Origin of the sequence: Caballeronia sp. M1242 (genome assembly GCF_017220215.1) — a bacterium.
Taxonomy (GTDB): Bacteria; Pseudomonadota; Gammaproteobacteria; order Burkholderiales; family Burkholderiaceae; genus Caballeronia.
In genome coordinates this window covers 263,950-279,722 of record NZ_CP071130.1, presented here as the reverse complement: position 1 = coordinate 279,722, position 15,773 = coordinate 263,950, and the positions used below count along the sequence as shown (strand labels likewise).

General features: G+C 55.9%; 11 protein-coding genes and 1 pseudogene. 2 read left to right on the top strand and 10 right to left on the bottom strand.

Going from position 1 to position 15,773, the window contains the following annotated elements:
* Positions 1–37 precede the first annotated feature (37 nt).
* From JYK05_RS14795 to JYK05_RS14775, 5 genes are all read right to left on the bottom strand, one after another.
* Entirely contained in the window at positions 38–1,540 is a 1,503-nt protein-coding gene (locus JYK05_RS14795) for a hypothetical protein (RefSeq protein WP_175941006.1), read from the bottom strand.
* Between the two features lies 1 nt (position 1,541).
* Positions 1,542–2,234: a hypothetical protein gene (locus JYK05_RS14790; RefSeq protein WP_175941005.1), complete on the bottom strand. Its 693-nt coding sequence runs from the start codon at positions 2,232–2,234 to the stop codon at positions 1,542–1,544.
* Positions 2,235–2,710: 476 nt separating this feature from the next.
* Positions 2,711–3,859: a hypothetical protein gene (locus JYK05_RS14785; protein WP_175941004.1), complete on the bottom strand. Its 1,149-nt coding sequence runs from the start codon at positions 3,857–3,859 to the stop codon at positions 2,711–2,713.
* Positions 3,860–3,942: 83 nt separating this feature from the next.
* The gene (locus JYK05_RS14780; RefSeq protein WP_175941003.1) at positions 3,943–4,704 is read right to left on the bottom strand and encodes a hypothetical protein; all 762 of its coding nucleotides are present in this window, start codon (positions 4,702–4,704) and stop codon (positions 3,943–3,945) included.
* Between the two features lie 216 nt (positions 4,705–4,920).
* Positions 4,921–5,850: a hypothetical protein gene (locus tag JYK05_RS14775; protein WP_206469208.1), complete on the bottom strand. Its 930-nt coding sequence runs from the start codon at positions 5,848–5,850 to the stop codon at positions 4,921–4,923.
* A 124-nt stretch (positions 5,851–5,974) separates the two neighbouring features.
* Between JYK05_RS14775 and JYK05_RS14770 the strand changes: the two genes are divergently transcribed.
* Positions 5,975–9,727 (top strand): CHAT domain-containing protein, encoded by a 3,753-nt coding sequence (locus tag JYK05_RS14770; protein ID WP_241269996.1) that lies wholly within the window; start codon positions 5,975–5,977, stop codon positions 9,725–9,727.
* Positions 9,728–10,039: 312 nt separating this feature from the next.
* On the top strand, positions 10,040–10,903 hold the full coding sequence (locus JYK05_RS14765) for a hypothetical protein (RefSeq protein WP_206469206.1): 864 nt from the start codon (positions 10,040–10,042) through the stop codon (positions 10,901–10,903).
* A gap of 16 nt (positions 10,904–10,919) precedes the next feature.
* Here the strand turns inward: JYK05_RS14765 and JYK05_RS14760 are convergent.
* The 5 genes and pseudogenes from JYK05_RS14760 to JYK05_RS14740 form a co-directional block, all read right to left on the bottom strand.
* A pseudogene (locus JYK05_RS14760) lies at positions 10,920–12,411 on the bottom strand (IS66 family transposase).
* 77 nt (positions 12,412–12,488) lie between these two features.
* A complete protein-coding gene (gene tnpB / locus JYK05_RS14755) occupies positions 12,489–12,860 on the bottom strand; it encodes an IS66 family insertion sequence element accessory protein TnpB (RefSeq protein ID WP_241269968.1) in 372 nt (123 codons plus the stop codon).
* Complete coding sequence (locus JYK05_RS14750) at positions 12,857–13,273, bottom strand: transposase (protein WP_208454784.1); 417 nt, start codon at positions 13,271–13,273, stop codon at positions 12,857–12,859. The genes tnpB and JYK05_RS14750 overlap by 4 nt, the downstream gene beginning before the upstream one ends.
* 256 nt (positions 13,274–13,529) lie before the next feature.
* Positions 13,530–14,048: a hypothetical protein gene (locus JYK05_RS14745; protein ID WP_175940999.1), complete on the bottom strand. Its 519-nt coding sequence runs from the start codon at positions 14,046–14,048 to the stop codon at positions 13,530–13,532.
* The gene (locus JYK05_RS14740; RefSeq protein ID WP_175940998.1) at positions 14,045–15,463 is read right to left on the bottom strand and encodes a CHASE2 domain-containing protein; all 1,419 of its coding nucleotides are present in this window, start codon (positions 15,461–15,463) and stop codon (positions 14,045–14,047) included. The genes JYK05_RS14745 and JYK05_RS14740 overlap by 4 nt, the downstream gene beginning before the upstream one ends.
* Positions 15,464–15,773 lie beyond the last annotated feature (310 nt).

Here is a 15,773-nt window from a genome sequence, read left to right as displayed (position 1 = left end):
GGAAGTCGTCGAGCGACTCATGTGTCGTATACAGCAATCAACTCCGTGTCGAAGCATCCAGTGTCTTGCGCAGGAGAGAGAGCTCTAAGTCCCGACTGGCTCCAACGTACAATCTCTCGAGGACACCTTGAGCGGTAAACAAGCTTTCTCTGCTTTTTGGGATTCCGCCGAGCGTCAAGATTCTTCCCATGGCCACTGCTTCAATCGCAGTTGCTTCCGCCGCAATTAGACGTTCCTGCCCAAGGTACAAGTTGGACAACGTCGCCAGCACTGAAGCCAAGGACACCATGGTGTTGGCGTTCTCGTCATCCCTTCGCAGACGCGAGATCGCTTGCAGGTAGCACTCTTCTGCACGATCGGGGTCGCCTGCGCATACCTCAAGGGACGCCTGACTTAAAAGAAACTCCAACGCAAGGTCATAGTCTATTGACAGTTTCCGCTCCGCCGCCAAAGTCGCCAGCTCTGCGACAATTGCCAAGACATCTCGCGCTCGCCCAGTCTCTTTCTCAGACAAGAACAGACTGGCGAGTAGTAGCAGAGATCGTCCAGCGTATCCAATCCACTCGTTTGGACTACCGGCAAGGCAGCCAAGCTCTTGCAACAGACAGTCAAGCAACTGCCACTCCCGAAGACGCAATACATCACGACTCGTTCTCAGCAGATCGCACCTCTTTGAGATGGAGAACTCCGCAAGCTTCCGAACAATTTCGTCATCAATTTGAGATATATATTTCGCACGCACGCTTGCATACACTGAAGTCGCTACTCGGTACTTTCTTTTTGCAATTTCATTGTCCGCAAATCGAAGTCTGCCGACAACCTCATCTATGACTCTCGCCCATGGTGGAGGTGTTGGATCAGATCCTTCCGACTTCAACTCAATAAGCTTGATTACTTGCTCACTTCGCCCCGTCTCCAAATAAAGAGCGGCAAGTGTCATCACATTAGCGTCGAGTCTTTCTTTGAATCGCTGATATAACCGCCTCGCCTCAGCGTCGTGATTAAGCGGTACGACACGACTTGGCAGAACCGTTGTGAGGATCTTATTTGTTCGCATCTGCAAAGAAGCTACCTTCTGGTCCGCAAAAAACAGAAGGTCGCCATCATTGCGGCGATAAGTATGGATCGCTCCGCCTAGTGTTGCTTTTGAGGAATAGATGAAGTCCGCAGCAGATGCATAGATATGCGGCCACTGAATCAAGTCATGAAGTCTTTCGAGCAGACCTATCGCTACCTCATCTTTGCACCCTGCCGTAATCTTTCCGTCTCCCCATGAAAATACATAGAGTGGCGTCGAATACCAGTCATGGACAGCTCTTCCCATCCGCCGTATTTGAGTCAACTTTCCAATTGCGGCGTCGTCAAACTTTGAAATCTCCGCATCTTCAAATTCGACGTTCACAAACCGGACAGTTTCGTCTCTTCCAACTTCCTGTATGAAAAGTCGACCATCGCGAGTAGACGCAAAAACGCTCCGGGCGAACCCCGGAAGAGTAGGATCGATTAGTGTAAAACCGTGCGGCTTGAATATGGCATCCATTTCAAATCGCCCCATTCAGTTGATGCACACGCCGTACGGTTTCCTCGATATGCACTTGATGCTCGATTACCGTTGCGGTTTCATACAGCCTGTAGGTAAAAACGGGAATGTTCTTCTCAAGTTGATAGGGCAAAACAAAAGGCGCGTCTTTCAAACGATCGGGAACCACAAGCGCCGCGACATGCTCGCGGTCGATCGGAATTTTTTCCGCTAACGCCATTTCGATTGCCTGGCGCCTGTTGTCTGCGCGGTTCCCCGCGCGATCAGAAATCATGTCGGCGAGGACGGCGCGCTCGAGTTCGCAACCGCGATACGAAGCTGCCACACGTCCGTCGCCGACCCAATAGTCAACGTTCGAACCGTAAAAAGCCTGAATGAAATGGCCAGGCGCCCCGCAGGATATTGGCAACTCGAAATCTGCGAGGCTGTATTGGCGCGGTATCCATTGTTCGAATCTTCCACGTAAAAACGCACCGGTATCGAACGGGTACATCTGGACGCCGCGAAGCTCAATTGTAGGATGAAAGACGAAGACGCACGGTGCCCATTGACCAGCGCGCATCGAACCGTCGTAGCCAAAGCGATAAGCTGGCCGGCCGTAGAACAGATATGTTAGATCGCAGTTAAATAAGGGACAGTGAGACGGGATGACGTAGCCGCATTCCGCGGCATCCCGGAAGACGCTAGGCGCCATTGAATGCACCCAATATAGGTCAGACTCCGTCGTGCGCAGAGGCGACAGGGACCGGTACAACCGCGAATGTCTGCTCTCGCAATCTGGCGGGCCTAAGGGCGGCGACAATGCCATTTCTTCGAATCCGTGCAGTCGTTCTCGGCGTGGGCGCAAACCCACACCAGCTTACGGAGATTTTCGCCCAGAGATGCTATCGCGCCAATCGTTCGACGATTCTGTTACGAATCGACGCATAAATCGGTATTTCCTCCCAATTCGCCTTGCTGGGCAGAGAAAAATGTCTCGAGCGATGCACCGCGTCCCACCAGCTCGGTCCATCATCCCCCGACCCCCGTCGACTTTCTTACCTCACCGTTGTAGCGAAAACAGAATAATGAGCAGGATCAGCTGCTAGCCCGACTATACGTTCGATTTGGAACGGTACGTCTGAAGATAGCTTTCCTCTACAAACTTTTCATTTACTCCTGGCGTGCGAATCAACGCGGTCTATTCGTCCTTGGTCGTTCGTGCTGCGTCGGATCCTTCGATAATCCACTCTCAATCTCTTCACGAAGCGCGGCTAACGCCTCCTCGTATGTCCTTTTGAGCCCCGCGGTATTTCCGAGTACGACGAGTTTGGTAAGTCCTTCAGGCGATGCGTTGGCGAGAATCATGTTCAACGCATCTTCGCGGGTCTGCGCAGCCGGCATATCATCGAATCCGTTCGCGGCGCGAAGAATGTATGTCGCAAAGTCGACACTCCCTTCAAATACGCCAGTCTTACGGTGTGACTCCACAGGTAAGCACTTATGAGCGGGTTTGACCATCGGAAGTGCAGGATAGTCAATGCCGTTGTCTCCGTTTTCATAAAAAATATAGGCAGAAGCACAATCTCTCTGCCGCAGTTTATTGAATTGATAACCTTGGGTACTATTTATTCTCGCGATGTCTGCAGTAGAACCGGTATAACGCTTTGCCTGAAATATCAGAGGAACAAAAAGGTCACCTCGTGGGCCGCCTTCTGTCAGCGTCACAACACTATGCTCGAAGTCTTCCGCGCAAGAAGGAATGCCCTTGATGTCCAAGATCAAAGCGAAGTCTCCGCCGGTTTCCTGCTCGGCCCCGCCAACCGTCAGATCGAGGCTGCAAACTTCCAGGACGTTCTCTACCCTCCGGAGATAAGAAGATGACGATTCTGCCCAAACAGCACATGCGCCCTTAATCCCCTCTAAAAAACGCCCTGTTAGCAGATCCTCACGGGATCGAGCGGTGCAGACATCGAGCGCAAAGTCTCGTTGAGCTTGCAAACAGACGTGGAACAAAAGCCACACCGCACGATTTTGCACATTCATTGGATCGCCGAACCTCCGATCCAGCAGCTCCTCCCAGCAGAGACGAGCGACTCCCCGTTCTACGAGATCTCTAGTTAGATACATCAGGTTGTGAACGCCAGCGGCGGAAAGAACGCGGTGACAGGCCCACAGCTGCTCTGAAATATAGGCGCCCGCGTCTGGGGTCCGCCGAGCTGTCGACAAGCGAGCGAGAAGTGCTTTCTTATTAAATGTCTCAATCCTTGCGCGCTTCTTCATAGAGTCTATCTCATCTTGGCTGACACCAAAATGCTCAAGAAAGCTTTTCTGATCCATTTAAGTTGCGAGTTGGGGTGTTGACGATAAGCTGACTGCGCGAAGCGAAAGACTCTCCGACGATGGTTTCTGCACGGTCTGTGTCACGCTGCGATTCCAATGTCCGTTAGCACGCTTGTTTCGGCTAACGACAATCCCTCGTGATCCGCTTCGAGAATGTCAAGGCTATACTTTAGGATCGCGATTGTCCGATCCATTTCTTGCAAGAGCATCCAATTCAAAAAGTTAATGAAATAGAAAGCCGGAACTACGAAAACGAGCACACGAACGAATGTTTCCGAGTGCGACCACAGCGATGTTGCGACTCCGACGAAAGCCGCGATTGCCGGAAATAGCCCAATCTTGTCGAGCGCCCCGGCGAGCATCGCACCGCGCTTTTCGAATGAGCTACGCTCGTGGCTGAATTGCACCAGCATATAAGCTATGGCGTCCCGATTGCAGCAGAGGAGCCGGTGCAAAAGCGGTAGATCGATGCGAGAACAAGCTTCAACCGACCAAAGCAGAGGCGAATACGGGGCCTTGCGCAGACGGTTGATAAACGGGACAGCGCCGCCGATCCCAATGAACGATGCAGTAAGCAGTATCAATCCAACGAACGCGCTCACCACCAAAAAGGCATCTGGCAAAGATTCTTTCTCGAACGCCCAGCTCAGAAACACCAAGCAAAACAGCGCACTTAACATTGCGATCGAGTGGTCTCGTAATGCCGTGGCAGCCTCGTCGAACCATAGCTCCATCGGCGTTCGATTTCCCGCGGGCCGCGTTCGAGTGGTGAGCTCCACTACAATTTCATGCACTTCCGATATGTCCGCGTCACTGATAGAGCGACGTTCGATTGTGGTCATCGGCTGAGCTCCCTTTTCCTGGTGGCAAGTTCTTTGGTGAGACGCATGTCCCATCCGCGCGCCAGATCTGGTTCGGCCTTCTTGTGGGGCCCGAAACCCAGATGGATGGTGAGCACGCTCGTTTACGGCAAACGCTGAAAGAACTTTAATCTTGGGAGAGTTCATCGACCGCACCCCCGTATAAATCAGGTGCGCTCCGCCAGGCTGACGCGAAGCTTATGCCCGAAACAAACCCTTGAACACCGGCAGCCGGAGGGGACTGCTCTCGTTCTCAAAGTAGTAGGTCGCTCCGCCACTGTCGAAGCAGCCAGAGCCTCGAGCTCGCAAGCGGTTACGGCTGAGAAGACCGACGCCCACAACGTGTTCCCGGCCATCCCCAGATAGGAACTGACTGACGGCCAATCGCGCAGCACTCGGTGCTTGCGTGGGATCTTCATCTTGTTGCGCTAGGCACGCTAGCTGTTCAGCCTCGACGCCCTCGAAACCCAATAAGATAAGCGCTGGTCGCGCTCCCGAAAGTTGACTTCGCGCCGCTTTCTTCGCCGTATCGAAAACTGCGCTGAGTAGCCCATCGTCTTTGGAGTTCTGAAGGATGAGCAACAACGCACCGACGCCGTGTCTTCCCATAACCAATACGCTCCGGTTCCGCGTACCAGTTATGTCGTCGACGATTGCACGAGCGTCTTCGCTATCTGTCCGCAGCTCGACATCTCCAAGTCGTTGCACCTCACAATCAGTTATGCTGATCCGCAATCCATCGTCGAACGTCTCAGACTGCCCAAGTACTAGTTGGCGGTGCACTCGCTTCGCGAGTGCATCCTGCTCGGAAGGTGATCCTGGGACCGAACCTGGTACAGTCACAACGACCACGAGTCCGGTCTTCAGGCTATAAGCGAACGCATTGAGCTCCCTCCTCAACACCTCGTATAGCGAGAACGCCGTTGTGCGATGAATCGATCGGCCCTTGTCATGAGACACCGACTTGCACTCAACCTCCAACCCATTGTCGCCGAGGTCCTCAATCAAAAAGTCGAAGGTAGCATCTTTCAGCTCGGGCTCGTTCGGCTCAAGTTCCGGCCACCTGACACGATTTCCGCGCACCGTGAAGTGCGTCGCAACCGCAAACTCCATAAGAAGCGCTCTCATGTCGTCTGGATTGCGGAAAGCTCCGCGAACCCGTCCGACGGTGCGGCGGCTTCGAGGCTTTGAGATGCCAGCTGAGATATGGACTAACCCTCGGCGGCAAAAAAGCAGATCTTGATTGAACACTATGAACGCTACTGATTTTGCAGACGTCGTTGCGACCATACTCAACGAACAACATTCTGAGGTCGGCACCGTCGCCCTATTATTCGCTCCGAAGATCCCCGCTGATCTTCGCGTCGATGGGTACGTGTCCTGTCTCTTGCAGAGTCAGTCGTCGGACGGCGACCACATCTCGCGACCGGCGACTATAATTTTTGCAGATTCTGACCTTCACATTAGCTCTCGCAAAGACATTGCGCAACTTGCCGGCGCAACGGTTCTGGGCGATTCGATCAGACGCGTCACTGCGCCTGATTTGCTCGCTGAATCGCTTTTGCATGAAGTGTCACAGCTTCCTGAGGCCAGTGTGGCAGTCGTTGTCGGCGTTGGTCACGTCCGATTTACTGAAACGGGCAAAATCGCTTACCCGGCGAGCTCGTTCTTGCGCCTCGCCGAGGACAATTGGGTCCCTCATCTTGCCCATCTTGCTGAGATGCTGATAGAGGTCTCAGTCGAGCGTAAGCTCAGGCTTGTGGTCGACATCGAGCATGCTGAGCCGCGGCGGCCGTCGCTGATGCAATTGTTGAACGCAACAGGGGCAACCGTATGCTCGACGGTCGGCAGAACAAGCGCTAGTCGCACGATCGACGATATGGCGTCGGATTGGCACGAATGGGATGAAGCTGGCCTTCTTGGAAAGGTGTCACGCTCCATCGACCAGTTAATGGAGCTTGAGGCACAAGAACGTACCGTCCTCAAGGCTCAGCTCTTTCTGAACAAAGGTATTACCGCACTGGCCGTGCAGCAGATTGAGGATATGGGAAACTTCGACACTGCTGAACCGGATATAACGGTTCAGTTGTCACAAATTGCCGCTGACAGCGGTTCGCTGTTGCTCGCTCGGGATCTGCTCTCACACGCCCGGGATCGGATGCGTTCCAAGGAAGCTCTCGAAGTTGGGCTTCAAGTCGCGTGGCGCCTCAACGACGTTTCTCTCGGTTCCGCTATCGCCACAAAGTTGCAGAGTCGGTTTCCTTCCAGCGAACTCAACATCCGCAACCGCTTACGTGCCGCCACCGACAAGCGAGACTATGCCGCTGCCGCCATCGAAGCGCAGCAACTATCGGAAGCAAACGGCGAAGCTGAGGCTTATCACTTCCTGGCCAGCGAGCTCCCTAGTTCAGAAATACCGAACTATCCGGAGATAAATCGACGCATAGTTTCACGTCGGCCGAAGTGGTCTACGCTCGCTCAAGACGGGCTAGTTCGGGATGCGCTCTCTCGCGGATTGGTCATACATGCGCTCGAAATCGTTGAGTTGGTTCTCAGTGGTCGCGAGGCGGACAGGCGCACCGTACTCATGACGCTCGACGCCATAGAGCAGATCGCGATTGCCCGGGGCCCGGGAAACGACGAATTCGTTATTGACCCGGAGAGACTCGTCACGCCTCTGACGTTTATCCTCCAGTATCTTGCGGGTCGGCCGGAAGACAACTTCGTCTATAGTCGCGTCCGACACTTTGTATCTGTTGAGGGCAGCGGACGATACGGCGAAGTAACGATGATTTATCTCGTCAGCCGGAACTTGGACCGACCGGTTGTTCTTACCGGAAACGACCCAGAGCATGGCGCCCCACTCGACAAGGTGCATGCGATGACGCCAGCATTTGAAGCAGGTTTTCAGTGGCTGACCGACAACGGGCCAACCGTGCTCGGACACGCTTGTTTGCCTAAAGAGCTTGTTCCCGCCGACCCAAGGACGTTGCTTGCGAATTTCACTGATCTGATTGGGTACTATGAAGGGCGCCTCAAGGACGAACTTGACGTTACTGCAGTAAGAAATTGGCTCGGCTTAGGGCTTGCCATCGCGCCTTACGCGAAGGACTCCCTCCAGGACCTTCGTCTTCTTTACGCCGCTGCTGGGATTTTCATGAAAGGCGGTCGGGCTCAAGAGGCTCGCGATCTTTGTCGCCAGACATTAATTCTTGCCGGCGACCATCCTCAACGCCTGCGTCTGGCGTGGGCTCTCAATGCCGACGTCTATAAGGCCGGCGGAGATACCCTGGCGTGTCTTATCGCCATTAACTGCGCATTTCTCATCGACTGTCCTGTCGATACACAGGATGCGTGGCAGGAAGCGAACATGCTGACCCGCGTTTTCCGAGATCTGGCGCTCTTCGAACAGGCGACGGTGACGCATCGTTTTGCCGCCGAACTGTTGCAGGATCTCGGCAAATCGGACGAGATGGCATTGCAGCACCGGTACCTCGGCCTTACAGTTGAAACAAAGAAGGCCTCGCGTACGCAAAATTCGATGGCTGCAGCGATTGAAACGCTGCTTACGGAGGCGACGTCGGTCGCCTCTCTCGCACTCTTGCGAAATGACAGCCGCGCGCCTATCGCCAGCCTCCTTGCTCAGCTTATCAACTTCGCTGATGGTCACGAACTACCTGTCGCGGAAGCAACGCGCGAAGTCTACTCAAGCCTTTTGCGTGACGACTCAGCGCTAGATGCTGTGACTGCCGCGGTTTCTGCAAAAACGCCCACGCTTGTAGATTTGCTCGCAGTGCATCGAGCTTCAGAGAGGGCCCGATATGCTGCGGATACAGCATACGACGCCCGAATTTCTTCAACGATCGCCGCTCGTTTCTTGAAGAGTGCCGAAGTTCTGACTCGCCCGGACGAGGTAGCGTTCGCGATCGAACTTCTTGCGGACCGGGCCATTGCCTCTCCGGGCTGGCGATCGAATTCCTCGCCGGTCGCCGTCGTAGAAGACGTAGCGTCTGCTAGCAAGGTCATCTCGGATGTATTGTCACGGGGGGCGAGCGTAGTGATGGCGGGCCTGAACGAATCCGGCGAACTCGTTCGAGTCGACTGCGCTGGCAAAATGGATTTCGCCGCCCAGAAAGAGGGCCTTGCAACATTCTCGGGAAAGGCGTTATCGGCTTGGGCAAAGCAATATCCTTATGGCTACGCTGATGATAACGCGCATGCCAACGTCTTCTATCTGAGCACCGAAACTCTTAAATTCTCACCATTGCCATCGTCACCTACGCTTGTCATCGGCAGTACAACGCTTCAGGGCCTCCCACTCAACCTTTGGCGTATAGACCAGGAGTTCGCCGGATTAACCCACGCTTTAGCGTCGGTTCCGTCGCTGTCTTGGCTACGTTCGGCGCTGGCGAAACCGTCAACGAAGGGACGTGCCAAGCACGCATGGATCTCCGGCAGTGAAGATCGCGGCGCTACCCTCGCGATGGTGTCCAGCCGGCTTGAAGAAACTCTTTCTGACCACGGCATCGTGCTTAACACAGAAAGCGCGCTGCCCGATTTTGTCGATGCAAAACTTGCCATCATTACAGCGCACGGAGGGATCGCTCCCGGAGGAAAGAGCTACTTTGCTCGCATCAGCGACGAGGGTGAACTGAGCGTGACGGCCCGGTCCCTCGCAAGAGTCCTTCGAAACGTCGATGTCGTCGTTCTGTTCGTCTGCAGCGGCGGAAGGCTCGACAAGGATCCAGTCGGAGAAACCACCGCAGGAATGGCAAAGCAACTCTTCGACGCGGGATGCTCAGCTGTCATCGCATCGCCTTGGCCCCTAGATGCTCGTGTCACTTACCACTGGCTGCCGTCGTTCCTCGATGCGTGGAAAGGGGGATGCAATTTGGCCGAGGCGAACATGCTAGCAAACCAGAACGTGGAGCGGATTTTCCCTGGGCGCTTCGCGCAATCCCTCGCCATGAACATGTACGGCAACCCGTTCATTCGATACGATTGAATGCCGGCATGACACTCAACCTGTGGCGAGCGACGGTTCACGCGCGTACTCTCGGTCTACAGGTCCGTTGCTAGCGTTTGTCGTTTGTACCAGGACCCCGAGCAAGCAGTGCATCGGTGGACCCGGATGGTCTTTTTGCGCCGACTCAACCACGCCGCACTTCGTTGCGGCTCCTTTGCGAAGTAGCAAGTTCGTTGAGACAGGCGGAGACAAGCGTCTACAACGCCGTCCGATCGATGCGAGGACGCAAATTGAAGTCCCCAGATTCCGCGGTATCTTCTACTTCAGCCTCGCAAATCAACGGGTTCAGATATGACAGCTTCATTGGCCCCTGCACAACAAAACCTCGAGCGCGCGGCAATCGGCAGTGAGCATTGGCTTGAAGGTGAAGTGCAGCGCTATCTCGATAGTGGCGAGTACGACAGCAACTTGACAGGCGGGCCGGGCGACAACTTCGCGGAAGTCGCACAACAGGCGATGCAACGCTTGCGAACAGCGCTCGTGGAGGAGACGCTGCGGCGGGCGCGGGGACTTGGCAGCCAGGTGAGCGTGCCCATAAATCTGAACGGCTGGGCTCGTGACAAGCTTTCGCCGATGTTCAACGGACTTTTTCCCGCCCATGAACGCTCCGTCGTCGTAGAAGCCCTCGCTCGTGGCGTCGTCTTCCTCACGCCGCAGAACATCTCCTTCGTCCTCATGAAGCAAACTTGGCCATCCACAGCGTGGAACCTGGCCAATCTATATTTGACAAGCGTCGGCGCACCCGCTTTCGCGCAGGACGCCTGCCACATCGTTGGCCTCAGCGAGGAAACCACCTGCTTTATCTCGACCTTATATTTCGACGACGCGGACCCATTCGCCGATTTCGTCGTCCATGAGGCAGCGCACGTCTTTCATAATTGCAAGCGATCCACCGTCGGGCTGGAGGAAAACCGTCGGACGGAGTTTCTCTTGAGAATCGACTACGCCAAGCGCGAGACCTTTGCGTACGCGTGCGAGGCGTACAGCCGCATCACTTCAATGGCTAACAGTGTGAGGCAACGGGAAGATGCGCTTGAGCGGCACGCCAATGGCACCCTTCCGCCGGACGAACGCGTGGACCACAAAGAGTACCTCGACATTCTCGGCGAAGCTGTGCGAATCCGAAATGTAAGCGTGACCCCAGCGACGTCTTGACTGGAGACTGAGATCTTTAGAGCGCGGTGCGGATCTGATCGGCGACGACCCACGGTGTGAGTTCATCGATGCGGTTGATCGCATGCCCCGCGATGCGCGCGAGCACGAAGCGCAGATACGCCTCTGGATCGATGCCGTTGAGTTTTGCGGTGCCAATGAGGCTGTAGATCGCGGCGGCACGTTCGCCGCCGGAGTCTGCTCCAGCGAACAGATAGTTGCGTCGACCGATGGCCACCCCGCGTAGCGCGCGCTCGACTGGCAGGTTATCGATTTCGAGCTGGCCGTCATCGCAATAGCGTGTGAGCGCTTCCCACCGGTTCAGCGCATCAGGGGCAAGCCGCCCGACCAGCGCCGTGCGCATCGCCAGGAGCATGCGCGACCGCTACTCGATCAATTCCACGCGTGGCTCACAACGTTTCCTCAATCCTGTATAGTGCGCCGATACGCGCAAGCGCCTCGGTGTTCAACGCATTCGGGCGGGCTGCGTGCAGTTCATAGAACCGACGTCGAGCGTGCGCCCAACAGGCCGCCTCTGTGACGCGCCCGGTTTCGTAGATGGCCTGGTAGCCGCCGTATGCATCGGCTTGCAGCGTGCCGTCGAATGACTTGAGATGCTGTCGCGGATGGATACCCTTGCGATCTGGCGTATAGGCGAACCACACCGCGGGCGGCGTCATATCGGCCGATGTACGATCATCGCGCACGTACACCCACAAGCGACCGGTCTTCGTCTTGCCGTTACCCGGTGCCAGCACTGGAACCGGCGTGTCGTCGGCGTGGAGTTTCGTCGCCGACATCACGTGTCGACGCAGCGTTTCAACGAGCGGCTGCAGCAGCGTCGCAGCGTGACCGACCCACTTCGCAAGCAGCGAGCGATCAAGCTCGACGCCTTCTCGCGCGTACATCACCGACTGCCGGTAAAGCGGCACATGGTCTGCGAACTTCGAGACCAGCACGTGTGCCAGCAGCCCTGGGCCGGCGAGACCGCGTTCGATAGGACGACTGGGTGCGGGGGCCTGTGAGATGTTGTCGCAACACACGCACGCAAACTTGGGGCGCACATGACGGATAACCCGGAAGCTTGCCGGTACGTACTCGAGTTGTTCGGCAACATCTTCGCCCAGCAGCTTCATCTCGCCACCGCACTCGGAGCACTTCCCGGCAGATTCGGGCAAGTGCGTCCGGAGCTCGCGCGGCAGATGTTCAGGCAGTGGCTTGCGCGGCGCTTGTTCCACGGCCGCGCGCGGCGTCCTCTGGATTTCGACCGGCGTCGCGCCTTCGTCGGCCTCAAGTTCTTCGAGGCGCAGTTCGAGTTGCTCGATCTGATGGTCCAGTTTCTCCGACTTGCGGCCGAACTGCATGCGGCGCAGCTTGGCAATGAGCAGCTTGAGGTGTTCGACTTCGGCGATGCGTGAAGCCAACGCAGCTTGTTGCGAGTCGACAGTTTCCTGCAGTTTGAGCACTTGTGCGTCGCGCTCGCGCAGCGTCGCTTCCTGGCTGAGCAGCATGGCCTTCAGCGTTTCGACATCGTCGGGAAGTGGGCTCGCGCGCGTCATGCAGGCAGTTTACGCGCCCGCAACGACGTTTACAACGCCGAGGTCGGTCGTGCCGTTCTCGTCGGTTGCCGCCAGTCGATGCCTTCCAGCAGCATCGACAGTTGCGCCGGGCTCAGGCAAATAACGCCACCGTCGGCCTGCGGCCATACGAAGCGCCCCTTCTCGAGTCGCTTCATCAGCAGGCACATGCCATCGCCGCTCCACCACAGCACTTTGAGCAGGTCGCCGCGTTTGCCGCGAAACACGAAGATGTGCCCGCAGAACGGATCCCGTTCGAGCACGGTCTGCACCTTGGCGGCGAGACTGTTGAACCCGGCCCGCATGTCGGTGACTCCCGCGGCCAGCCAAACGCGGGACCCGGACGGCAGGCCAACGGCGGACGGCAGCATCAGCAGGCTCATCGGGCAAGGCCCCGCATAATCTTGATCAGGGTTGCGATGGGCGTGTCCGCGCTCAGGCGTAGACGGACGTCACCACATTCGACCTCGTACATGCTCGCGCTGTCCGGCGATGGGCACGCCGGTACTTCCGGTGAAGACTCAGTCACTGCCACTGGTAGCCAGTTGAGCACAGGCGCCTCTGGCAGCGTGACGTCGGGCATGCCGAAATCGCCGGCAAGATAATGACGACGCCATTTGAACAGCAGATTGGCGTTGATGTCGTGCTCGCGAGCGATGAGCGCGGCCGACGCACCCGGCTCGAGCGTCGCCTCGACGATCTGCCGCTTGAACTGACAGAAAAATTGGGGCGCTTCGGCCGTTTGGATTGAGGAGAGCTGTCCACTGTTGCGTCCACCATTCATCTTGGTGGGCACCAAAGTAGCCAAACTCAACGACGAAATCTACACGGTAATGAAGACGCGCTTACTCCGAAATGGCTGGCAACATATCCTCAATCGATGTGCGCCCTGCAACTCGCGCTAATCCGTAGTCGCACGGAAAGCGTACCACTCCGACTCCGGATAGCGGTCTAGAAGACCGATGAAGACGCTCGCCGTAACCGCTGATAGTCGACGGCGGTGAGTCCCCTCGTGAACAGTCTCGTTTTCTCGTAGTGTCCGCTGCGCGTGCTCAATACGGCGACGCCTCGCCGGCGGCGGCCTTCTTATGCGTCTTTGCCTGCGCTGCCTTGGACATGGTCGCCTGATGACCTGTGTACTTGTTTCCCATATCTGCACTAGATCCGGAGGGCTCGTAGGTAGCCACCCGTTGTTGCTGCTCCGGTTTGTGGTTTTCGCCAAGACGGCTGGCGGGAACGCTGCCGGGCGTGTAATGCGGCGCTCCAGAGACGTTACCAACCGTCTTCCAGTTCGAGGAAAACTCTCGCACGCCATCTCCGCGATTGAATTTAATATTGGCTCGACCATTTCCGTCGCACCTGATGTCGTCATCGGACATCACAGGATCATTTTGATGTAGTTCCCTCCCCTTACCTGCCGGTTCCTTAAGTACCTCCTCGTGTTTCCGAACCCAGCAATGTCCGCTAAGGATAGAAACGTTCGCCACAGGATCCGCCACCTCGTCCTGCGCGAATGAAGCTGCTGACGACAGAACCAACAAAAGCGTTGCAACGCGAGTTCCGGGTGTCATGGCGCGTTCTCCCTTGCTGAAACCTTCGAACCGCACAAAGGGCAGGAATTCGGATCCGGCGCTCCGGTCCGCAGTTTTTTCAACATATCGATTTCGCTTGGCGTTGGACTATAAGCAGTCCTTCTTCGGTGACGATCGTCGATCCACAGCTGGACGTGCGGATGCAGAAGCTGGGCCAGCGCAACAAGCATAAAATCTAGCCACATAATGTGCAGCGTCTTCATCAATATGATGCCCAGAACTGACACGCTCACTGCACACAGTAGCGACATCCTATATTCGCCTCCGTCTACTCCATGAGCGTTCTCTGTTGGGCCGGAGCGTTTCCCTGCGCGTCTTAAAACCATCCAGAAAAGAGGTATCGTGAAAATGAAGTCGAGCGCGACACGAGCAAGTGGCTTCAACTCGTAGACGGGTTCGGCCAATAATGTGTATGCGCCGAGAGCGTGCGCATAAACTCCAGGACTGCTGGGACCTACGGGCGGAGTGAAATGATCCTGTGCATGGGCTGCATCTCCCAAGATTACAACCTTCCCAGTCAAGTAGGGAGCAAACTCCGTCGCCGACTGAGCACTTGTTGTTAGCAGCGTCTCGTGATGCAACTGCCGGATCTTACTGAAATTGAGCAGATAGCCTCGATCGTTTTCCTTGACATCATTCGGCTTGAGTGAAGTGTGCTCTAGAACGGCCTCGATCGGGATTACGCCGAGCAGCAGAGGCGGCGCAGGCCACGATTTGTTGCTCGACGCGAGCATATAGGAGTTCGCCAAAGCGAAGCTCATTGTGGGCAGCGGAGTCAGTTTAGGCTTGTCGCGAGGAAGGTACCACGTCGCCATGCGATTGGTTATACCGTCCCTTGAAGATTCAATATCGTTATCTGCGTCCGATCCGATCTTAATCTGGACGTCTGCAGCCAGTGGTGCATTGATCTGCCCTCCTAGCCAGGCGTCTTTACCATCGTCGCGAGCGCGGTAAACCCCGAGATAGATCGGAACAGGTGGGTTTTTCTCTCCAAATGATTTGCAGTAGTCGAAGAAACCTTGGTCTTGATCGTCTGCCGGACCGTCGGTGTTTGGTGAAAAATCTATGTCGACTCCGATTGCCCGGGGATGAGCCGCTGCAATAGCACCAATTAACTCTCTCAGCGCCTTTCGGTCGGTGGTGCTGCCAATGTCTTTCCCACCCTTGATAGGCCAGATATCAACCACTACGACAGGTAAGCGTTCGCCGGGCACAAAGTTGGGAAGCAAGTCTTGAAGCGAAGCGAAAGTGATGGCACCAATGCGTTGTCCGAACGTCGTAGATTCGATCCAATGTTGAAGAGCAAAGAGGAAGACAAAAATTATTACGATTGAAAGAAGAGGTCTTGCAATGCGTTTCATGTAATGCAATAGCTTGCCTACATATTGTGGCATGCTGTCTCCTTCCCGGTTGCGGGGCGACATAACGGTGGCGCGACCGCCAGGTGTTACGCGCGAATCATCCGGGTCCTACCCAATATAGAAGGCGGCGCTACGCGAGACAAGTTGCCGAACCATATGAAAAATAGCATTTGATTGCGACTAGGTCCGGCCTCAGAGGGTAAAGAAGGGTTTCCTTTACTTCCCATCACCATTCGATCGTTCGTTCGACGCGCAGCGCGAATATCCCGTTCGTCGGACACGGCGTTGGAAGCATGTCTGCCGCACTTCGGGCAAACAACGGAGCGCATCTTGTCGGCGTGCG